A 22,631-nucleotide genomic window follows, 5' to 3' on the forward strand; every position below is an offset into this window, starting at 1 on the left:
TTGATGTTAACCTGGATGCGATCGTCTAGGTAGGTGGAGTCTGTCTGAATCTTACTCCAGGTGGAAGTAGAGTCCGCCTGTAGCTTGTTGTAGAGCGCGGTAGAGTCGGCATCCACCTCTGCATCGAGCGTAGCAATGTCAGCGATGTTGGTCGCGATGCGATCATCGAGGTAGGTAGAGTCCGCCTGCACCTTGTTCCAGATGGCAGTAGAATCTGCATTAATTTTTAACCTAATATCATCATCAGCGTTTTTTATTGCTGCACTTACTGCTTGCTCAGTAACTAAGGAGTTATTATTCTCAGACCCATCATTTCTTACATCTGTTCTGATATTGTCAACCGTTTGTCCAGTAGCATCAAACCTAAATGTTCCGTCTATTCTTGCATTACCGGTTGCTGAGAAGTTGCCAGCTGTATTGATGTTGCCCGTGGCATCATCAACTATAAAACGAGTTCCACCAACTGTCAGGTCAGCATTGGTCACATCCAATCCATTCTGTGCATCTACATTGCCTGAGAAAGTTGCTAGTTGTGATACATTAAGTGTACCTCTCACATTAGTTGATACATTAGTAGCAGCTAAATCAGTTTGTCCTGCCACATCTAAAACTCCATTTAAATCTGTGGCATTAGCAACTCTTATACCGTTGGTATTATTTAAGATGATTTGCCCTGTGCCTGGAACAATAAAATCAGTTGTTAAATCCAAATCTGTTCCATCGACGGCATTGTCCTGAATGGTTGTAAGAACATTTGGGCCGCTTAGTGAAATATCAACATCAGATCCAGCAGATACTCCAGCTGAAACAATAGTACTCCCATTTCCTATAAGTAAGTAGTCGGCTTGTCCAGCAAATAATTGTTGGGCGGTGTTTGAATTATCACCAACGAAAATACTACCGTAGTTTAGGTCTTTCGTTGCAAAATCAGTAACAGGCCTTGAGGTAATTGCACCTCCCGGCCCAGTTGTTAGGATTTGATTTACTCCAGGTGCGAACCAAGATGCGGCGGGAACATTATTTGAGATCAGCAAAGCGTTGGCGTTGGCCGGTAAAATTTTACCTTGAGTTACAGCCTGATTTGCAAGCTTTGCAGTTGTTATCCCCAAATCCTTGACCTGAAGGATATCAGTACTTACTTCTAATGTTGCGTTATCAGCATTAATATCCAGCTCATCGTTAACACCATCCACAACGATTCCGTCTCCAGCTAAGTCACCAAGGTTGACTGACAAAATATCACCACTAATTTGAAGTCCATTGCCGTCATTGATCTCAAGACTCCCATCTACACTTTGAATCAATCCAGGTCCAGCTACATCCTGATTAATCTTTTCTTTTGTAACGGCATCATCTAATATTTTGTTAGTGGTAACTGAATTATTTGCTAGCTCATCTTCAGTCACAGCAGAAGTGGCTATATCTGCAGTCTGGACTTGTCCATCAACAATATTTTCAGTTTGAATCGCATTATTAGCAATTTTAGCATTTGTTACTGCATCGTTAGCTAATTCAGATGTTCCCACAGAAAGTGGAGCGATTTCATCTGCTCCAACTGCATTTGTGGCAATATCTTCTGCTAGAATTGTTTCATTTAAAATTTCTACAGTTGTGACAGCTCCCGTTGCAATGTCATTTGCAGTTATTGCGTCATCGGCTAATTCGTCTGATCCCACCGCACCTGAAGCAATTTCATCAGAGTCAACAGCATCCGTAGCAATATCTTCCGCCAGTATTGTTTCATTTAAAATCTCAACAGTCGTTACAGCACCAGTGGCAATGTCATTTGCAGTTATTGCGTCATTGGCTAACTCATCTGATCCCACCGCACCGGATGCTATTTCATCAGACCCCACCGCATCCGTGGCAATTTCGTCAGACCCTACTGCATCTGTTGCTATTTCACTTGACCCAACAGCATCAGCAGCAATTTCGTCAGACCCTACTGCATCTGTTGCAATTTCATCGGAATCGACAGCATTCGTTCCAATGTCACCAACGGTGATTGTATTGTCCAATATTTCATTGGTTGTAACTGCTCCGGTTTTAATTTGGATATCAGCTGATGATCCGGAGTTTGTTATAGTAACATCACCACTAGCTGGTTGAGCTTGCGCAATTCCTGAATTGTTACCAATGTAGATGTTATCTTGTGGGAGTGCGGATGATGTAAACTCATTACGACTCGTCCAAACAGGATTCCCAGAAGCATCAACCGTTAAAACACTGTTAGCATTGCCTTCTGTATTTATTTTAGAAATGGTGATCGTTCCGTTAGCAATGTCTTCATTCTGAATGGCTCCATTTATAATGTTGGAGGAGCCAATCTGAATAATAACTTCAGAAATACCAGTCACACGACCCTTTTGATCAACGGTTAATTGTAGAACATTAAAAGCATCTGTCCCGTAAGTACCTGCCGTTATTGTCCCTAAGTCCTCAAGCTTATCCCCTGTGACTGCTTGATTTGCAATTTTGTTTGTAGTAACCGCGCCATTATTAATTTTCCCTGTAGTTACGCTACTATTTTGAAGTTTAGAAGTAGAAACAGCCCCATCAGCGATTCTGTTTTCAACCACAGCCCCTAATTTAATTGTTGGGTTTGGGTAACTTCCTGTCAGATCCCCACCTGCAGTAATTACATTTAAAACCCCTAGTCCAGCTTTCCAAACACCACCACTCCAGTAGTAAAAAAGATTTTCAGTTGTGTCAAACACCATCAATCCGTTTTCCCTGCTACTCAGAGAACCGCTCATACCAATTCTTTGCGAAGTGGTGACCCGGGGCACTAGAAACCCTTGATCTGACTGAGGTGAGACTAACTCTAAAACAGCATTGGAATTTGGAGAGGTAGTGTTAATACCTACTGAATTGTCCTGACCATAAGCAATAATGCAGGACGTTAGTAATGCAGTAAAAACTGCGCTTCTTAATCGTTTCATAATACGGGGATATTTAGAGACTAGTTTCGGCTGTTTCCAGCCGAGGGCTTTTTGGTTTTATTGGTTAAGAAAATAGGGCGGTGAGACTATTTCAATAACTGGTGGTAAAAGTTATCTTATGCATGCATAATTTCCAAAAAACCAGCGGGTTATGTGTATAACTTTAGATGAATGGCTGTTTTTTCATATTGAATTTTCAATTGTGATCTAAAAGCGGAGAATTTTTAACGGAATTGTCGAATTTCGACTTTAGTTTCATACCTTTGCGTTTAGTTATAGATAGAATTCCGAAAGAGGGGACAGCAGTCCCCTCTTTTTATTCATAGAAATGTGATTGAGGAGAAAGTAAAAGAGTTAGCTGAAATAGCATTACAGGAAAGCAAAGATTTGTTTCTGGTAGACGTGAAAGTAAAGGGGTCTGCTGGAAACCAAAAGGTTCTTGTATTCATAGACGGAGACAATGGTATATCCATTGATCAGTGTAGCAAGGTGAGTAGGTATATTGGCAATGAGATGGAGGAACTGGAGTTACTGGATGGAAAGTATACACTGGAGGTTTCCTCTCCAGGCTTAGATTTTCCGCTTACATTGCATCGCCAATATTTAAAAAATATCGGTCGAAAACTGGAAGTTGAAACAGTGGATGGTAAACATCATGAAGGCCAGCTAAAAGAAGTAAAAGACGATGGGATTGTTCTAAAGGACAAGGAGGAACGATCGCTTGGTTTTGAAGAAATAAAACAATCAAAAGTAAAAGTATCATTCAAGTAAGATGGAAGCGTCAGTATTAATTGATTCGTTTGCGGATTTTGCCAGGGGCAAAAACATTGACCGCCCGACTATGATCAGAATTCTGGAAGATGTATTCAGAACGATGATCCGTAAGAAATACGAGACCGATGATAATTTCGACATTGTAATAAATGCTGATAACGGTGACCTTGAGATCTGGAGATTTAGAGAGATCGTAGATGACAACTCTGAAGATATCTGGGATCATGATAAGATCAGTTTAACAGAAGCAAGGGAGATTGAGCCCGATTTTGAAATTGGTGAAGAAGTTGCGGAGGAAATAAAACTTGAAGATTTTGGTAGAAGAGCAGTAATGACGGCTCGTCAGACTCTTATCCAAAAAATCAAAGACCTGGAAAAAGACATCCTATTCCAGAAATACAAAGATCTTGTTGGTGAAATCATTCAGGGAGAAGTATACCAGGTTTTAGGCCGTGAGGTTCTTTTGACTGACGGTGATGGGAATGAGCTTACCGTACCTAAGAGTGAGCAAATCCCGAAAGATCGATACAGAAAGGGAGATACTGTTAGGGCGATTGTCCATAGAGCTGAGATGGTTAATGGAAATCCTAAAATCATGCTTTCACGAACATCACCTGTATTCCTTGAGCGTCTTTTTGAGGCTGAGGTACCGGAGGTTTACGACGGATTAATTACCATTAAAAACGTGGTTAGAGAGCCAGGTGAGCGAGCGAAAGTGGCGGTAGAATCTTACGATGACAGAATTGATCCGGTTGGAGCTTGTGTAGGTATGAAGGGATCCCGAATCCATTCGATTGTTCGTGAATTGCAAAATGAGAACATTGATGTGATCAACTTCACGGATAACCTAGAGCTTTATCTGGCACGAGCGCTTAGCCCGGCTAAGATCACTAGCATGAAAATTAGTGAGGAGAAAGACAGAGTTTCTGTTTATCTCAAGCCTGATCAGGTATCTTTGGCCATAGGAAAAGGGGGTCAAAACATTAAATTGGCCAGTAAATTGGTTGGAATGGAAATCGATGTGTTCCGAGAGCTTGATGGAGCTTCAGAAGAAGATGTTGATTTGGAAGAATTTACTGATGAGCTGGAGGATTGGGTCATTGATGAGCTTAAAAGGGTAGGGCTAGATACTGCGAAGAGTGTATTAAAGCTAAGCACAGATGATCTAGTGAGAAGAACAGATTTGGAAGAAGAAACAGTACATGAAGTCATTCGAGTTCTGAGCCAGGAATTTGAATAAACTTAATTTTGAGAGGTTTATATGGCAGAATACAGATTAAGTCAAGTAGCAAGAAAGCTAAACGTAGGTAAGAATACTATCCTGGAATTCTTGAAAGAGAAGGGTCATGAAGTTGATTCAAACCCAAACTCTAAAATTCCACAGGAGCAGTATGACATGCTTGCGCGTGAGTTTGCGGATTCTGCTCACGATAAAGAAGAAGCTTCTGAGCTTACCATCGGCGGGAAAACCGATAATATGGTTATTGATGCTGAAAAGCCTTCTAAAGAAGAGAAGAGTGAGGACGAGCGTATACTTATAAAGGATAATGTAGGTTCTGATCCTCAACCGGAAAAAATCTCTGCGAAAACAAAACTGGATGGCCCTAAGGTAGTTGGGAAGATAGATCTAGAAAAGAAAAAAAAGGAAGAGGAGAAGGAAAAAGAAGTAGAGAAACCGAAGGAGGAGCCTAAGAAAGAAACTGTAGAGCCGAAGGCAAAGGAAGAGGAGAAGAAGGAAGAGCCAAAAGCCAAAGAAGAGGCCAAGCCGAAGGAAGAAAAAGCCGAAGTGCCGAAGGAAGAAGCTAAAAAAGAAGAACCTAAGAAGGAAGAAGAAAAAACTCCGGAAAAAGAAATCATCAAGGCGAAAGCTGCTTCATTGAGAGGCTTGAAGGTTTTAGACAAAATTGAGCTTCCAAAAGACAAGCCAAAGCCGGTAGCATCATCTGATTCTAAACAAGATAGGAAGAAGCGTCCTAGAAAACGAATTCAATCAGCCGGAGGCCCTCCACAAAGAGGTGGTGGTGGAAGAGGTGATCGCGGAAGAACACAAACCGGAAGAAAAACGGAGGAGCTTTCTGATAAGGAAATTCAGGATAAGATTAAAGCAACGCTTGCTAAACTAAGTGGCGGTAGTGGAAAGAGTAGCTCACAGCGATCTAAATACAGAAAAGACAAACGATCAGCTCGAGCTGAGGAAGAAGAAGAAAAACAACTTCAGGCGGAAGAAGCATCAAAAACACTACATGTAACTGAGTATATCTCAGCAAATGACCTTGCGTCGCTAATGGACGTAACTGCGAATGATGTCATTTCTGCATGTATGTCATTGGGCATGTTCGTATCCATCAATCAAAGATTGGATGCGGAGACGATCACCGTTATAGCAGATGAGTTCGGCTATGACGTTGACTTTACGGAGGCCAAAGAAGAAACTGACATTGTAGAAGTTGAGGATGATGAGTCTACACTAGAAGATCGTGCTCCTATTGTGACGATAATGGGTCACGTAGATCACGGTAAAACATCCCTACTCGATTACATCAGAGAATCGAAAGTTACAGAAGGAGAAGCAGGGGGAATCACCCAGCATATTGGCGCATATGACGTGATGACGAACAGTGGGAAACGTGTTGCTTTTCTAGACACTCCAGGTCACGAAGCATTTACTGCTATGAGAGCCAGGGGAGCCAAAATTACTGACGTTGCAATTATTGTAGTCGCAGCAGACGACTCTGTGATGCCGCAGACGAAAGAGGCAATCAACCATGCTCAGGTAGCGGGTGTGCCAATCGTAATTGCAATCAACAAGGTTGATAAGCCAAATGCTAATCCGGATAAGATCAAAGAAGACCTTTCCAATATCAATATTCTCGTAGAAGATTGGGGTGGAAAATACCAGTGCCAGCATGTGTCGGCTAAAACGGGAGAAGGTATAGATGACCTTTTAGATAAAGTATTATTAGAAGCAGAAATCCTTGAGCTGAAAGCTAATGCAAATAAGCCAGCGGTAGGATCAGTTGTGGAAGCTTCGTTGGACAAAGGACGAGGTTATGTATCAACCATTATGGTGCAGGCTGGGACTCTAAGGGTTGGAGATGTGCTGTTGGCAGGGCCATATTTTGGTAAGGTAAAAGCCATGTTTGATCATAGGGGTCAGAAACTGGATGCTGCTGGACCTTCCACACCGGTACTGATGCTTGGACTCGACGGTGCTCCACAAGCAGGTGACAAATTCAATGTCATGGAAAGTGACAGAGAGGCCAGAGAGGTTGCAAATAAGCGAGAGCAGATTCTCCGAGAGCAATCCATTCGAACCAAGAAACATATTACCCTTGATGAAATTGGCAGAAGGCTTGCTATTGGAAGCTTCAAAGAGCTTAATGTAATCGTAAAAGGTGATGTGGACGGTTCTATTGAAGCCTTGGCAGATTCACTATTGAAGCTTTCTACAGAAGAAGTACAGGTTAATATCCTTCACAAAGCTGTTGGTCAGATATCAGAATCCGATGTATTGTTAGCATCAGCGTCTGATGCGGTAATCGTTGGTTTCCAGGTAAGACCATCAGGAGGAGCCAGAAAGCTTGCGGAAACGGAGGAAATTGAGATCAGGTTGTATTCTATCATTTACGATGCAATCAATGATGTGAAGGATGCGATGGAAGGAATGCTGGAGCCAACCAGTGAAGAAGTAATCACTGGAAATATTGAAGTAAGAGATGTCTTCAAGATCTCCAAAGTGGGTACAGTAGCCGGGTGTTATGTGACAGATGGTATTGTGAAACGGTCAAATAAAGTGCGATTAGTTCGGGATGGTATTGTGGTTTACACAGGTGAAATTAACCAGCTCAAGCGATTCAAAGAAGACGTTGGTGAAGTGAAGAATGGTTACGAGTGTGGACTGAGCATTAAAAACTTCAATGACATTAAAGTTGGTGACATCATCGAAGGCTTTGAGGTGAAAGAAGTAAAGCGAACACTCTAGAAAGAGTTAACATATAGATTTAAAGCTCATCAAAAATATTTGATGAGCTTTTTTTATTTTACAGCACTCCAACATATCCAAATATGAGAACATGTGTGAATTGTGGTGTTGACAACAGCCACAAATTCTGCCCTGAGTGTGGCCAAAAGATGGAAGTGAAACGTGTTTCTTTTCGAACAATTGCGGAAGAATTCTTTTCGAAATGGATTGGTTTCGATAATCAGTTTGGGCGTACTGTTTTAGATATGACCATACGACCCGGAATAGTCGTTAATGCCTATTTATCAGGCAATAGGACTCGATACATAGGACCTTTAGGCTATGTAGTTATTATGACGGCCCTACTTATTATTTCATTCGATTTGTTTGGTCTTGAGGTGGGTGATTTTTTGAAACAAAATAGCGATACATTCAATCCCGCCGGCAACCAAGCAATAAGTGAGGATCAAGCTAAGATGCAACAATCCGTTATGGAGTTTATGGCAAAAAATTTCCGATTCATGGCAGCTATTATGATTCCATTTTTTGCTATTTCATTGGGCTGGTTCTATCGTAGAGAAAAGCTCAATTACATAGAACGCGCAGTAGTTACAACCTATTTATCCTGTCATGGGATGTGGATTACAATGGCTATGCTTGGGATATTAGCTTTGAGTGGACATCTTTTCAATGTTACAGGCATGATCCTGTCGATTGTTTATTATGCTTTTGCATTACACAAGTGCTTTCCAAGAAGGAATTTTATGCTTGGTTTTGTTAAGACAGTGGGAGTGTATGTAAGTGCGATTTTGTTATTCACACTTTTTGCGCTAATTGTTGGGATTGGGATCGGCATTCTAATAGCAATATTTAATCCCGAAATGATACAATCTTAAGGATAAGTTTTATAAAAAAGCACAACCTTCCAGCTATAATTTCGTTACTTTGTGGATTGAGATAAAATCTTGAAGAAGTTTCAAACGATACTGACCGTTTTTACCCTAATTTTTTCAATGAATTTGGCGTTTGCGAACTCCAATGTGAGTGAAATACAAACAGGAAGTCAAGAGCCTGGTCAGGAAGGAAGACGGAAAGCTGAGCAAGGAATGATGAGACCTGATGGAGAGGTTTCAACATCACAACAACAAGATAGACAAGGTCAATCTGAATTCCGCCAGGATAGGGTTGAGAGTAAATCACCATCGAGTGTTGAAAACGAAGTTGATTCAGTTGAAGATGATTCTGTAAGCAAATACAACTTTATCTTTTACTTTCTCTACAAATTCAAATACGATAACGAGGAGGCTCCCTAAGCTTCGACTGACTGATAGTCATCAATATCGTCAAGGGAAATAGTACCTTCATAAAATGCTTTCCCAAAAATTACACCGTACAAACCAAGGTCACGCAACTTTTTGATGTCATCCATACCTCTAACGCCACCACTGGCAAAAATGCTCAGGTCAGGAAATTCAGTAAGTAGCTTCTTATATAAATCAAAGGAAGGGCCTTCCATAGCTCCGTCTTTCGAAATATCTGTAGTTTTCAGGTATTTGAGTCCTCTGTCGTAGAAATAGGAGATATGATCAAACAGATCTTTTGAGGTTGCTTTTTGCCAACCGCGAATTCGAATTTTTCCCTGCAGACTATCTGCGGCTAAAGCCACTTTTTCTCTACCATATGACATTAGCCAATTGGCAAACTGTTCTTTGTTAGAAACGGCAATCGATGCAGCGGTAACACTTTCCGCTCCGTATTCAAATGCTTTTAAAACATCACCGTCAGTATGTAGTCCACCAGTAAAGTTGATTTTTAAATCTGTGTAAGCTGAGACCATGTGAAGGATGTCATAGTTGACAGAAGTCCCCTTACGAGCACCGTCCAGATCAATTAAGTGTATACGGCTAATTCCATGATCTTCAAACTGCTTTGCTACATCTATTGGGGTATCATTATACACCTTTTCCCTGGAGTAGTCTCCCTGAGTGAGGCGAATGGTTCTGCCTTCAATAACTGATATTGATGGTACGAGTAGCATAATAAGTTGAGATTGGTTCTTTTAGAATCGCTCTTTGATAAAGATACAAAATACTGGTGAGAATAGAATCACTTCACTTCCACTAATTTGAATCCTTCACCGTGAATTGTCAATATCTTAAGACTGGGTTCATCTTGAAGGTATTTCCTGATTTTGGCAATATAAACATCCATGCTTCTGGCATTGAAATAGCTATCGTCTTTCCATATTTTTTTCAAGGCAACACTTCGTTCTACTGTCTTGTTTACATTCTCAAAAAATATTTTAATAAGCTCATTTTCCTTTGTAGTAAGATTTATTTCGCGTTTAGGAGTGACAAGCCTGTTTTCCTGATAGTAATAAGTAAGATCAGCTATTGTGAATGGGTTTGGAAAATTGTCTTCCTCTTCTTTTTTGACCGATCTTTTTAAAATTGCCTGAATGCGCAGCAAAAGCTCTTCCATGCTGAATGGCTTGGTCATATAATCATCTGCTCCAATAGTGAACCCTTTGATTATGTCCTGCTTCATTGATTTGGCAGTGAGGAAGATGATTGGGGTGGCATCATCAGTCGCTCTTATCTCTTTTGCCAATGTAAATCCGTCTTTCTTTGGCATCATCAGATCCAATATGCAGAGATCGTACTCATCCTCCTTGAATGCTTCACCTCCTTCTTCTCCATCTCTTTTTAGCGTTGTTTCATACCCCTTTAACCCAAGGTATTCACTCAGGATTTCTCCCAGGTTAGGGTCATCTTCAACGATCAATAATTTAGGCTTCATTTGCTAATGGTAATGTGATTGAAAACTTGCTTCCCTTTCCCGGTTCGCTATCCACATGAATACTTCCTCCATGGGCTTCCACAATTCTCTGAACGTAAGCTAAGCCTAATCCAAATCCTTTTACATTGTGGAGGTCACCTGTGGGCACTCTATAGAATTTTTCAAAGATATGCTTCTGCTGCTCACGAGACATACCAATTCCTTTATCATGAATAGAAATGATAAAGTCTTCATCATCAGAGGCAGTGCGGAGAGTAATGTTTGGTGCTTCGGGTGAGTATTTATTGGCATTATCGAGAAGGTTCAGGATGATGTTGGTAAGATGCATTTCATCCCCTTGAACCACATCTTTCTCGGCTTTTTCTATCATATTTAGTCTCCCACCTCGCTGCTCAACCTGCATAGCTATATGCTCGGCAGCATTTTTCACCATGTTACTCATATGCAAAATTTCCTGCTTCAGATTATAATCATTGCGATCGATAGCTGCGATTTGTAGCACTTTTTCAACCTGATCACCAAGTCGCTTATTCTCCTCCCCAATAACTTTAATATACTTCGTGCGCAAGCTGCTTTGTTCAATGTCTTTGTCGTTTAGCGCCTCTACAGCCAATGAAACTGTAGAAATTGGTGTCTTAAGTTCATGTGTCATATTGTTGATGAAGTCATTCTTCATCTCCGATAGTTTCTTTTGCCGAACGATTGTACGAATACTGTATCCAAAGCAGAATAGTATGACCAGCACTAAAAACCCGGAACTCACCATGGCGGACCAGACTTTGCTCATTAAGTAACCTTTTTTACCGGGGAAGCTTATTGTTAATATGCTGTCATTGTCAAAGATGTCGTTAGGAAATAAAGAGGCTCGAAGTTCACTTTGAGCTAATTCTTTTTTCTGGCCGCCACTTGTCAGAAGCAGAAATCGACTTTGCTGAGGCTGAATAACACCGTATTCGTATGAGATATCAATGCCCTTACTGTTTAACTCGTTCTTAAGTAAGGAGTCTAGCTGCTGTGGGCTGAATCGCGAGGAAATGGAACGATTGGGTCCCATTAAATCCTTCACAACATCAAACGTCAGCTCATACTTTCTGGAAACTTTAGCCAATTTGCTTTCAAGTTGCTGGATCTTTACGTCTCGCTCTTCCAGCATTTGTTCCATCGAAGAGCCTGGAGGTGGTGGAGTATTATCAAAAAAGAACCGATCTGCCACACTGGAAAAGTTCACAACAAATTCAAAACCACCCTCATTTACCGTATCAGCAAAGTAGAAGATCTGTCGATTGCCCTGGTTAAGGACCTCAACATTTTCATTTTTCTTTCTATTCCGTAGTTTTTCAGAATTCTCAACTTGTTGTAAGTGTAAATTTTCCCTCTGTTCGTAGAGAGGTGAGTTAACATAATTGAGCTTTTGCAGAGCAGCATAGGTCTCCTGCTTTTCGAGCTTATTTGCGACTGAATTAAGAGCATCAAGCACATCTTTCCTGAATCTTTCTTCATTGGCTGTAACCAATGAATCAATCCAGTAAAGCTGAAGTGAAATAAGGCCGATCATGGCCAACCCCATCATGCTAATAATCCATCTCAGTGTTTTACGCTGCATACTTCAAAAATACGATGAAGTCCTCAGCGTAGTTCATCTTTAACCATTTTTAACAAGGATTAACGACTGATTAACAGAGAGATAGAGTGTCCCGTCGTACTTTCGATAAGGAAAAACGATTTCAATAAAACTCAAAATAATATGAAAGCGAAACTTACAATAGGTATTGTGACTCTGGCTATGGCCCTTGGTGGGCATGCTCAGGGTTTTGCTGACGATGATGGAAAAATTATCGTGGAGATTACCAAAGAAATTAATGGTGAGAAGAAAACCTTTAAGGGAGAATACAACAGCACTGAAGAAATGCATGCGGACCCAAACTATCAGGAATTTGCAGGAAAAGATGAGCAGTTCAACTTTTGGTTTGATAGGTCTGGTGATGATGATGTTTTTCTACACCTGGATCAATTGAGGGATCATAACAAGTCTTTCTTCAAGTTCTTCCATGGTGATGAAGAGGATGGTGACAACACTTTTTTCTTCAAACATTTCGATGATGACTCTGTTGATGGTTTTTTTGATTTACATCTGGATGGCATGAATCTGGATGAATATAGAGAACGTATGAAACAGCTCGGGATAGAGATGGAGGAGATGTTTGACAAATTTCATGGAGATAAGAGCGTTCGAGTGATCGAAATAAAGCGAGTAAAGATTGAAGATGTCGACGATGAGTTTGGCAAGAAAGGCAAGGTGGATGATTCTAGTATGCTAGAACTTGACGACCTTTCATTCTATCCAAATCCGTCATCCAATGGGCGATTCAAGGTTCGATTTAGTGTTCCTGAAGAAGGAAGCTTAGCGATAAAGGTTTCAAATCTCGAAGGCAAAGAAGTCTTCAGTAGACATTTTGATCGTTTTGGAGGCACATACTCGGAAATGATAGATTTATCTGGCCAAAAAGAAGGAATCTACTTGCTAGAGATAAGTCAGGGCAAAAAGAGATTAACCAAGAAAATAGTAATCAATTAGGTTAGGTTTAAGGTTGAATATGGAACCGGTTTGATATTAATTCAACCGGTTTTTTATACATATTCATCCGTACTTTTTGTCATAATAATATTAAAGTTAATATCTACGATATCCTGAAAGTCCATACCGGTTTCTAACATATCCTCATCATCTTCCTCTGCGTACCAGTTGATTACAACATTTTTACCGCTATCCTCTAACCTTTTTAGTTGCTTAACAATGAGATATATGCATCTTGCTGAGCTTGTGTTGAAATACATAAGCTTGAAATCAGCTTCGATTTTCTCCTTATTTAGTTTGCCTATCATGGTAATGGCTCTGATGAAGGGCTCATAAAACTCCATTGTATTTTCCGGGCTAGATCTTCCTTGCAGTTCTATTTTTCCTGCCTGAAAGTTTACACATGCATATGGTGTTGTTCGGGTAGCTTCGCGTATATATGATTCTTTCATTTCTTCGTTATTTTAGACTTTTACTCCTATGATTAGCATGTCATCCAATTGCTCTTCATCACCTCTCCATTCAGCAATTTCTTTTTCAAGCAAAAGCAATTGTGCTTCTGTGTCCTTCTGATGTATACTTTGTAAAAAGTCCTTAAACTTTTTTGAAGAATACTTCCGATCGGCTTTACTTCCGATCTGATCCTGAAAACCATCACTGTATAGATAAAATGTATCTCCACCTTTCAGTTCTATGGAGTGATTTGTGTACTGCTTATCAATCTTCCCAAAGTAAGAGCCAATTGGCATTCTGTCTGCTTTAGTTTCCTTCATCTCTCCACCTCTTATGAGCACCAATGGATTAAATGCTCCAGCATATTCAAGCACTTTGGTCTCATGATTAATTGTACAAAGCGCAATATCCATCCCATCACGCTGTGCACTTTCTTTTCCTTGTTCCAATGTGTCAATCACTTCAGATCTCATAGAGTTGAGGATGTCAGCAGGTTGAGTTTTACCGGGGACTATTTTATTTAGAATGGTATTTCCTATCATACTCATGAAAGCGCCAGGTACTCCATGCCCTGTACAATCCACTGCTGCCAGATAGGAAATATTATTGATATGTCTGAACCAGTAGAAATCACCACTTACAATATCTCGTGGATGATAAAAGACGAATGAATTAGGGAGGTATTTTTTAATGAAGTTTTCAGAAGGTAGAATTGCCTCCTGGATTTTTTTCGCATAACGAATACTTGCAGTAATATCCTTATTCTTTGATTCAATAATTTTCTTTTGAGCATTTAACTGCTTGTTAGAATCTTCTAACGCCAGTCGCGAAATAATTTCCTTCTTAGTCAGATTGAATCGGGTTTGAATGAGAATAATCGAAAAGATCATCACGGTACCGGTTAGCAAGCCTCCACTCGCCAGGATTTCTTCCAGCCCAAGAGTACTGTTTTTAGCCAAAAAGTAAATATTGGCTGCAATTGATATTACAACTACGATGATAGACCAATAGATTTTCCATAGTACTAGCATGCCGGCACCAATAAATAATGCGATGTATGCCAACGTATGCTTCTGCAGGTGCTCCGCATCCATTAGACTCCACATGAACGCATTTTGAACAGATATCAGCAGGAATGGGACGAAAATCAGAAAGTCAGCGGAAATATTTAGCGGTTTGCGAAGAACTAGAAGAATTGCAGTGAGCGCCGATACTGCTAATCGGAAAATGAAAAAAACTTCAAAATGATGGTTTACGTTGATGTAATCGGTAGCACCGAAGATCAGGTTGAAGATCACGGCAACCCAGGATCCCGCAATGTGATATTTTACTGTGGCTTTTTTTAGTTCTTCTTCCCACTGAACCTGTAAGGCTCGCTGGGCGAGTAGTTCTACTTGTTTCATGTGTAGCCCTAAAAAGGGTAATGGTTAAACTGTTGGTAATGGATTATAACCGTTCTCACAGAAATAATTACAATACCTACGAGTTCTTAGAGGGAATTGGATTTATGTACCTGAAATCAGAAGACAAAAACCAACGCCATGGTGATTCTTGATTTCTAGTGTAGAATCGTTAGAAAGGTATTTACGTAATCGAGTAATAAAGACATCAAGACTCCTCCCCTTAAAGTAATCGTTCTCACCCCAGATCGTTTCAAGAATGTCTTCTCTTTTTACTAACTGATTCCGGTTTTGAACAAGCATCCCAAGGAGTTTTCCTTCCATTTGAGTAAGGGATTGTTTTTGATCGTGGAAAGAATAAACAAGGTTTTTTGTGTCGAGAGATGAATGACCAAATTTGATAAGCTGTGTTGGCGGTGAGTCTATCGAGGTGGAGTTTCTTCTGAGGAATACTTGAATCCGATACCCCAGCTCTTTCATCGAAAAAGGTTTGGTGATGTAATCATCTCCACCAATCTCAAAACCTGATAACCGATCCTCCTCTTGTGATTTAGCGGTTAAGAATAGAATGGGAATAAATTCGTTTTGATCTCTGATATTTTTAGCCAACTCAAAGCCATCCATTTTTGGCATCATCACATCAAGCAAACAGATTTCATATTGATCTGATTTGAAGGATTGCAAAGCCTGGGATCCATCCGAACACCAAGTCACCTCATGATTAAGTGACTGCAGGTTGTCCTGGATCATAAACCCAAGGTTTTGGTCATCTTCTGCCAATAGTATCTTAGCCATTCAATATTATTTTAAATGTACTTCCAACGTCTATTTTAGATTCGACACCAACTTTTCCGCCTAGATTTTGAACTGCAGACTTTACAATGTGGAGTCCCAAACCAAATCCCTTTTGATTGTGCTGATGTTGACTCTCAGGTACGCGATAAAACTTCTTAAATATCTTCTTGAGGTGTTCTTTTGGTATGCCCGGCCCATCGTCCGCGACACTTATAACGGTTTGGTTTTGATCTTGACTAAAGGCTATTTTGATATGCTTTCCGCCGTATTTTATTGCATTATCTACCAGATTTCTTATACATTTTTCAAGTAGTTTTTCATTGGAAAAAATAGCTCTGTTCGCTTCTCCTGTTAGGTCCCAGCTTATCAGCTTTGAGGCATATTCACTTTTAAACCCTTCCGTCAGCGTGTTCAGAAACTGGTCCAGCTGAAGTGGTGCTTTTTGAATTGGCCTTTTGGATTCAATGAAGGATGCCTCTAAAATATCTTCAACATTTTTATGTAAACGAGCGACTTCATTATTGATAATTGTCAAATACTTGTTGTCTTTTTCAGCAGATCTTTCATGAAGGGTTGTAGAAGCTAATGCCAATGTAGCTAATGGCGTTTTAAGTTCATGGCTAACATTGTTGATGAAATCACGCTGCACTTCGCTGAGCCGCTTCTGACGAAGGATCACAAACAGCGCGTATCCAAAAAAGCCAATTACGACCAGTGTGATAAGCGTGGTAAACTTCCACAAATCAAAGCCTGCGAACAGGTTTTTGGCTTTCTCCGGGAAATAAACGCCGAAATAGTATTCTTCATTTTGCAAAACAGGAATGGCAGGACTGTTGGCCTGATTTTTCAAACTTACATTGTCAGCATAGACCATCTGATCATTGGCACAATCGTAAACTCCATATTCAAAGTCTTGTGATATGGCTCTCTTCTTTATTTCGGCCGAGATTAAATATTCCAGATTAGTGATATCTATTCTGTCATTGGTTCGAACAATAAAGTAATTCCCTGAAACCTGCTCAATGGGATTAACCGTAGGAAAATCTTTTCCATTAGCCTCACACAAAGACTCTACTACATTCCTCAGGGCGACTTGCACATTGTGATTAAAGACCTGATCCTGCTGCTCTATTGCCCGATTGAGCCAATATACCTGTGTTCCAATAATGCCAATCAGGGAAACAATGGCAATAATTACTAATACACGAATAGGTGCATTCTTCATTCTTCAAATGTAGGCGTTATGAAACGGAGATTTTGAGGTTTAACAACTCATTAACAATCATTAGGAGATCATTAACAGTGTTTTGGCTGAGTTGCTGTCACATTTGGAAAAACTAAAATTATTCAAAATGAGAAAAGCAACATTTATCGTAATGCTGGGGATCGCAGTAGCTGTGATCGCTGGTATGTCACCTTTAAAATGGAAAACCACTTCAATCGACCTGGGTCAGGTTACTAAAAATGAATCAAAAGAACTTTCCTTTGACTTCACTAATTCGACCGGTCAGGCTATCACCATTCTTGAAGCCAAAGGATCGTGTGGATGCACGAATGTGAAATTTCCGAAAGATGAAATCAAGCCAGGTGAATCGGCTTCAGTGACTGCTAGCTTTAAATCAGGCAAGGTGGGGACGTTCAAGAAGAATATCAGAATTAAGACCTCTGCTTCTGAGGAGTATACTTATCTACACTTTAAAGGTGAGGTGGTAGAATAGCATCAAATCCCTCATCCGTTTGGGTGAGGGGTTTTATATATTTATCACATGTTGAGTAGGTTAATTTTCAGTTTTCCTTTTTTTGTAGCGTCCACTCTTGCATTGGCGCAAAGAGTCGATTATAAGAAAGTAGATCTTCCTTTAGAATATTTTCCGATAAGTATCAATGAACAGAGTATTCATCTAAAAGCCAACCTGTATAATGATATCTATTGGGTTCATGCGATTCAACCAAAATGGAAGCCTTCAATTGGTTTATTAGCTGATGATAGTTTGAAATTTGTACATCAAGTTGAGGCTGATGGAAGGTTTGGCTATGCTTATTTCTATAGATCTGAAAATTCTCAAAATAGCTTTATTGTAGCTAGTGTTCATAGTTTTGAAGATGGACTTTCGTCAACCTATTTTTTTAAAGTCGATGGTAAACAGGTTAAATTTTTGGGAGAATTTTTTATTCTTGAAAAGCGCAATAACGACCCTTTAATAGGTGGTTATTTTGGTGTGTTTCCAAAAGGCATTTCAATTTACAAATTGGATAAAATGAAAATAGAATTCGACTCAAACGAATATCTCATAATGGATAATGGTGTGGAGGCAGTATTTAAAGGACGAATCGAATTGCAAAGTAAAAACGGAGATTTTGAGGTGAGTAAAATCGAAGAATTGTAACGTTTCAAAAGAAAAAGCTCATCGAGAAGGTTGGCAGGTTCTCCTCTTCGCCAAATGCATAATTGAAATTAAGCACAAGTGTATTAAGCGGACTTATCCAAAGCCCAAATCCTTTCCCGGCATGCCACTCATCTGAGTCTTCTCCATCTACCCATACACGACCTGTATCATGAAAAGCTAAAAGCCCGAACTGCCCGGGAAAGATGTAGCTACGGAATGATGCCAATTTGAGCCTTAAATCCAGGTTGTGATAAAAAGAAGTTTCACCGTAAAACCGTGTTCTTCTAAATCCCCTCAGATTAGTTCGTCCCCCCAAAATGTTTGCATTGAAGAAATCAAATTGATCGGATGTGATATGAGATGCACCCAGTCGATTTGCAATTACCAATCGTGATGGCAGTTTGGCCGTCAGGTAGAATGCCCACTCAGCACTGAGTCGTGTTGAGCTTTCTGAAAAGTCAGTGATCGCCTCCAAATGTTCCACTTCAGCAAAAGCGGTCATTCCGGCAGTTGTTAAAACCTTGCTATCTCTGGAGTCGAATGAAATGCCGGTTTTAAACCGGGCATATTGGTTTTCCTTAAAATCATTCCCGTCTGATGGTTGATCTGTGATAAACCGATTGTCTGATGCCTCTACCTCTACCGATTTATATCCACTACTCAAGTAGAATTTGGCTTTTGCTCCGACGTTTCTGGAGAGACCAGCGTTTAGCTCCAGCCTGTCCATTCGTACCCTGTAGTAGTCGATGGGGTCATCGTCGGGAGCAACAAACTGATCCATCAGGAATTCGCTTTCATTGCTAATGCCAAAGAAATTATTCACAAAAAATGGCTCTTGCCAAAGCAACGAAGTGTTCAGGTCCCATTTTCCTAAAACATCTGTATAATCCCCGGTATAATCGAACTGATAAGAGCCGGTTTCAAATGCGCCAATGGCTTTGAAGGAATGTTTTGCTGCAAAAGGTTCTTTCCTCCAACCATGTTTGGTGTAAGAAAATCCACCTCCAAGAAAAATGCCATCATCTGGATTTAGCGCAGCAGTCACTAGCGGCATGAGTACATCATATTGAAAAGCTTTCCTGTTGTACCGATTAATTGCCGGGTCATTACTCAGTTTTAAGATGCCCTTTGAGTTGCCCTGAACTCTTGTGCTTTTATAGCGATCGTATACTTTAACTTTTTTCAGCTTTTCGTCTGCATTCCCATTGATGATGAGGTCTTTGTCAGTACCTCCAATTATTCGGACTTTGATTTTGCTCGACTGACCTTTAACTTCAAACACGTCCTCACCATCAAAACCATAGAGTCGTACTTCTTTTGTTTCATCGCTTTTGAAGATACGCTCATATATGACATGCTCGACCTCTCCATCTTTCTTTCGTTTTCTGACAGTCACCTTTGTTTCAGAAGGCGTTAGATGCTCTACCAGAAAATATTCATGTTTATCAGAGCCGGTAACCTCTACTTCTTTAGAAAGGAATAGATATAGTTCTCTTGCATAGCTTTCCATGTTTGCTCTGCGAGCTTGCAAGCCTGTGCGAATGCGATCTCCGGTGAGTGATTGAATTTGTTCTGGCCACAGGGAAATAGCCTGATCGATCACTTCATCCGTCAGGTTTTTTTGCAGAAAATCGATTTGTTCCAGCCAGTCATTCCAGTCAGGTTCGTTCATAAATGTGCGATCAAAAAAGCGGGCATTTTGACTAATCCCGGGCGCCCAGTCTACCTCTTCATCAAACCCTTCGATTTTGGGAAGTGCCCATTTTCTAGCTGCCAGCTTGGGGATTATACCTTCATTGATGAAAAAAGCCTGATCACGATCTCTGGGAATTGGACGATACAGGTTGCCGTTTTCCTGATCTATTTGCGCCCATCGCCATTGGTCATCGTGCCTGTCCCAGTCACCGATCCACATATCGAACAGTCTGTTTCTTACAACGAAATTTTGATCTACTGCATTGTCATTGTCTTCCTTCAGGTTTTCAATGACAGTGTCTGTCCCATCAATATCCTCGCCCCCTCCAAAGTGTGCATCCCTGGAAGCCGCTTCATTTGGTCGCTCTTCATATAACGCAAGCGTACCGGCGAAAGTCGAACGAAACTGTCCTAATCTGGGATCATCCGGGATATATACCGGTTTGGGGTTAGTATGGTAAATGTGTGCAGCCTCAGCAAGTGGCGGAATTATGAATGCTGCATAAGGATGGGAGGCTGAAATCTGATCTTCAACAATATCCTGTGCGAATGTTTTTTGAAGAGCCGTTGGAATGGCATTTTCCGGATATTTTTCAATTGATCGAAGAACATATTCTTTTTCGTCCTTCGCACTTAATCGAAGTGATTTGGTTTGCATGCCACCCCCTTTTTTCACCACTTCAAGTCCACCTCTTTCAACGCCAAGATCAAAAACGTCTACCTCGACGGGCGTATTCCAGACATCCCGATAGTTTGCTCCTAACCAGAAGTCTTTTCCTTCTTTTCCCTCATACTTTTTGCTTGCGACGACTGTGATAGTGCTGTCCGAAAAATCAGGCATATTAATATTTTCAATGCTTTTCTGTAGCTGCTTTGAATAAACTTCCTTTTCATAGAGCAGACCACCATCCACGCCCCAGTATTCAACAGACGCTTTTCCTGAATTTTCAAGGGTTAGAACAGCAAAACCCTGTTCACTTTTTGCAAATAGACTTCCCTTCCCTTGCTTCACATGAGTGGTTTTGGAACCAGAACCACTCACAATAAAATGATGCCCTTCTTGCTGAATGAATTGCAAAGAATGTTCGTGTCCTGCTGCATAAACGACACTCTCGGCTTCATTCATGGCTGAAATTACCTGCTTCATTATCGCTCTGTACTTGGGATGGGTTACATCCTGAATATTGCCAATGAGCCTACGAAATAAAGGTTGAAGGCTTCCCAACACCGGAGGCTTCATCTGATCTTTAAAGCTGAAATTGCCATGATGCTCACCGTAAGTAAATATTGGATGATGGGCAGCAATGAGGATATGCTTTCCTTTATTTCTTCTGACAATCGTTTTGAGGTCTTCTAACGCCTCAATGGCCGACTTGTTTTCACAATTGTCATCCTCATCCGGTTTGTCCCAACCATGCAAAAAATACTGCGTGTTTAGAATGATAAGGGTCGATTTATCATTCATTGGTATTTCTATCGGCCCAGGACATCCTCCCGTAGGATGAAATGCATCTGTACCTTCCTGATAATCCTGAACAAAGCGCTCCATATTCAACGCTCGTTCCCATCCGTAGTTTCGCCCCTGAGCCCAGTCATGATTGCCTGGGACCATATAGGCTTTACCTGGAAACACTTTCATCACATCTAGCTGCGAAATCAGCTTTTGTTCTAGCTCCTCTCTTTCCGGATGCTCCTTTTCGGGCAAGCCTTTTGGATACAGGTTGTCGCCAAGGAAAATCAGATAGTCTTCGGGTGTGGCATAAGCTACTTTTTCTTTCAACAAGACCAGGTTTTTATCCTGGTCCTTTGGTTCCCCGGCATCACCTATCAGGTAAACTTTTTGTCCAAACAGGATAGCAGGAAAAAGAATAAACAGAAATACTAATTGCCTCATTTAGTCAGGTTTGTTCATTTTGAAAGTTAAGATATAACCTCGATCACCCTCCCCCTCACTGCTAATGTACATGGTGCCTTCAGGAGAAAAGCATAGCCCTTCTGGCTGACCTAAAATCCTTGGAGAGATCGGGTATGTAGCCTGAATCAGCCCATTCTTGTTGACGACCACAAGCATTTTTCCAACCGATGACAAGATGTAGTAATGACCGGAAATCGGGTGTGTGGCAATAGCTGAAGGTTTAAACTTAATTCTGTCTTTATTGTACTCAAACGATCTGTTCTGCTCCCAAAAACGTTTGAGCTGATCAGGCCCGATCGTAAAAAGGGGCCGTTCAATGAGTGTCATCGAGTCTAAATTAATTGCATAAAAAGCCCGACCATTTGTTTGATTATCCGATAGACTACCTTCCTCTTTACATGCGATTATCAATTGGTTGTTTTTGAGGTCGAACCCTAACCCCTCTGTATCATTTTTAGATGTAAAGGCATTTTCAAACTTATCTGCAATAAGCTCTTTTTTTGATGTGTATGGAAACCTGAAGATATCCCCATCACTTTTTAGGACATAGACATGTTTTTTCAGTAGCTCCACTCCCTCATAGTCATCCGATTTATAAAACTGGATGGAGTGAGTAATGTCTTTTTTATTGAGATTGTACTCATAAACCCTCCCTGATTCATCATCTACAGCCAATACCGAGTTTGGACTTTTGAAGGTAAGACCAGAGACTTCTTCCAGGACATAGGGGAGAAAATGTTTTTCGTCTGGTGACTTCAGGTCATAATTGACCTCAACATGCTCTGTCACTAAAAAAAGACTATCTGCATGCTGACCAAAATTCCCTGTGCAACACGCCTGACTAAAAGAAATCAGCAAAATGAACAATAAAATAGGGGCTATGTTCTTTAGTGTAATCATTAGGTTGGTCTAAAATGTCAAGGCTACAACACTAA

The 22,631-nt window shown here is 40.6% G+C and carries 18 protein-coding genes; 8 read left to right on the forward strand and 10 right to left on the reverse strand.

Annotation, left to right across the window (positions count from 1 at the left end; genetic code table 11):
- Positions 1-2,942: beta strand repeat-containing protein (locus tag CHB71_RS07785; RefSeq protein ID WP_144017366.1), on the reverse strand; the 2,942-nt coding region annotated here is incomplete at its 3' end.
- Positions 2,943-3,272: 330 nt separating this feature from the next.
- Here CHB71_RS07785 and CHB71_RS07790 point away from each other — a divergent pair.
- The 5 genes from CHB71_RS07790 to CHB71_RS07810 all read left to right on the forward strand — a co-directional run bounded on the left by CHB71_RS07790 (position 3,273) and on the right by CHB71_RS07810 (position 8,990).
- Complete coding sequence (locus CHB71_RS07790) at positions 3,273-3,713, forward strand: ribosome maturation factor RimP (RefSeq protein ID WP_089356355.1); 441 nt, start codon at positions 3,273-3,275, stop codon at positions 3,711-3,713.
- A 1-nt stretch (position 3,714) separates the two neighbouring features.
- On the forward strand, positions 3,715-4,956 hold the full coding sequence (nusA, locus tag CHB71_RS07795) for a transcription termination factor NusA (protein ID WP_089356356.1): 1,242 nt from the start codon (positions 3,715-3,717) through the stop codon (positions 4,954-4,956).
- Between the two features lie 21 nt (positions 4,957-4,977).
- Entirely contained in the window at positions 4,978-7,698 is a 2,721-nt protein-coding gene (gene infB, locus CHB71_RS07800) for a translation initiation factor IF-2 (RefSeq protein ID WP_089356357.1), read from the forward strand.
- Positions 7,699-7,847: 149 nt separating this feature from the next.
- Entirely contained in the window at positions 7,848-8,573 is a 726-nt protein-coding gene (locus CHB71_RS07805; RefSeq protein WP_179213344.1) for a DUF3667 domain-containing protein, read from the forward strand.
- Between the two features lie 117 nt (positions 8,574-8,690).
- A complete protein-coding gene (locus CHB71_RS07810; RefSeq protein WP_089356359.1) occupies positions 8,691-8,990 on the forward strand; it encodes a hypothetical protein in 300 nt (99 codons plus the stop codon).
- On the opposite strand, the gene CHB71_RS07815 is transcribed toward CHB71_RS07810, so the two are convergent.
- The 3 genes from CHB71_RS07815 to CHB71_RS07825 form a co-directional block, all read right to left on the reverse strand.
- Positions 8,987-9,715: a 1-(5-phosphoribosyl)-5-[(5-phosphoribosylamino)methylideneamino]imidazole-4-carboxamide isomerase gene (locus tag CHB71_RS07815; protein ID WP_317043975.1), complete on the reverse strand. Its 729-nt coding sequence runs from the start codon at positions 9,713-9,715 to the stop codon at positions 8,987-8,989. The two genes, CHB71_RS07810 and CHB71_RS07815, sit on opposite strands and share 4 nt — an antisense overlap.
- Before the next feature lie 68 nt (positions 9,716-9,783).
- Positions 9,784-10,476: a response regulator transcription factor gene (locus tag CHB71_RS07820; protein WP_089356361.1), complete on the reverse strand. Its 693-nt coding sequence runs from the start codon at positions 10,474-10,476 to the stop codon at positions 9,784-9,786.
- Positions 10,466-12,079: a sensor histidine kinase gene (locus CHB71_RS07825; protein ID WP_089356362.1), complete on the reverse strand. Its 1,614-nt coding sequence runs from the start codon at positions 12,077-12,079 to the stop codon at positions 10,466-10,468. Before CHB71_RS07825 ends, CHB71_RS07820 begins: the two co-directional genes overlap by 11 nt.
- A 141-nt stretch (positions 12,080-12,220) precedes the next feature.
- On the opposite strand from CHB71_RS07825, the gene CHB71_RS07830 reads away from it, so the two are divergent.
- Positions 12,221-13,051: a T9SS type A sorting domain-containing protein gene (locus tag CHB71_RS07830; RefSeq protein WP_089356363.1), complete on the forward strand. Its 831-nt coding sequence runs from the start codon at positions 12,221-12,223 to the stop codon at positions 13,049-13,051.
- A 53-nt stretch (positions 13,052-13,104) separates the two neighbouring features.
- Here CHB71_RS07830 and CHB71_RS07835 read toward each other — a convergent pair whose 3' ends face one another.
- The 4 genes from CHB71_RS07835 to CHB71_RS07850 form a co-directional block, all read right to left on the reverse strand.
- Complete coding sequence (locus tag CHB71_RS07835; protein ID WP_089356364.1) at positions 13,105-13,503, reverse strand: DUF1987 domain-containing protein; 399 nt, start codon at positions 13,501-13,503, stop codon at positions 13,105-13,107.
- 12 nt (positions 13,504-13,515) lie between these two features.
- Positions 13,516-14,907 carry a PP2C family protein-serine/threonine phosphatase gene (locus tag CHB71_RS07840; RefSeq protein WP_089356365.1) on the reverse strand — a complete coding sequence of 464 codons (1,392 nt, stop codon included), beginning with the start codon at positions 14,905-14,907 and terminating at the stop codon, positions 13,516-13,518.
- Positions 14,908-15,009: 102 nt separating this feature from the next.
- Positions 15,010-15,699, reverse strand: a complete 690-nt coding sequence (locus CHB71_RS07845) for a response regulator transcription factor (protein ID WP_089356366.1) — start codon at positions 15,697-15,699, stop codon at positions 15,010-15,012.
- Positions 15,692-16,924, reverse strand: coding sequence for a sensor histidine kinase (locus CHB71_RS07850; RefSeq protein WP_089356367.1), 1,233 nt, complete (start codon positions 16,922-16,924; stop codon positions 15,692-15,694). Before CHB71_RS07850 ends, CHB71_RS07845 begins: the two co-directional genes overlap by 8 nt.
- A 127-nt stretch (positions 16,925-17,051) precedes the next feature.
- Here CHB71_RS07850 and CHB71_RS07855 point away from each other — a divergent pair, with 127 nt between their 5' ends.
- Both CHB71_RS07855 and CHB71_RS07860 read left to right on the forward strand, forming a co-directional pair.
- A complete protein-coding gene (locus CHB71_RS07855) occupies positions 17,052-17,417 on the forward strand; it encodes a DUF1573 domain-containing protein (protein WP_089356368.1) in 366 nt (121 codons plus the stop codon).
- A gap of 48 nt (positions 17,418-17,465) precedes the next feature.
- On the forward strand, positions 17,466-18,086 hold the full coding sequence (locus CHB71_RS07860) for a hypothetical protein (protein WP_089356369.1): 621 nt from the start codon (positions 17,466-17,468) through the stop codon (positions 18,084-18,086).
- 4 nt (positions 18,087-18,090) lie between these two features.
- Here CHB71_RS07860 and CHB71_RS07865 read toward each other — a convergent pair whose 3' ends face one another.
- Positions 18,091-21,675, reverse strand: coding sequence for a BamA/TamA family outer membrane protein (locus CHB71_RS07865; protein ID WP_089356370.1), 3,585 nt, complete (start codon positions 21,673-21,675; stop codon positions 18,091-18,093).
- A complete protein-coding gene (locus tag CHB71_RS07870) occupies positions 21,676-22,596 on the reverse strand; it encodes an SdiA-regulated domain-containing protein (RefSeq protein WP_089356371.1) in 921 nt (306 codons plus the stop codon).
- Positions 22,597-22,631 lie beyond the last annotated feature (35 nt).

It is taken from the genome of Ekhidna lutea (assembly GCF_900188325.1).
Lineage (GTDB): Bacteria > Bacteroidota > Bacteroidia > Cytophagales > Cyclobacteriaceae > Ekhidna > Ekhidna lutea.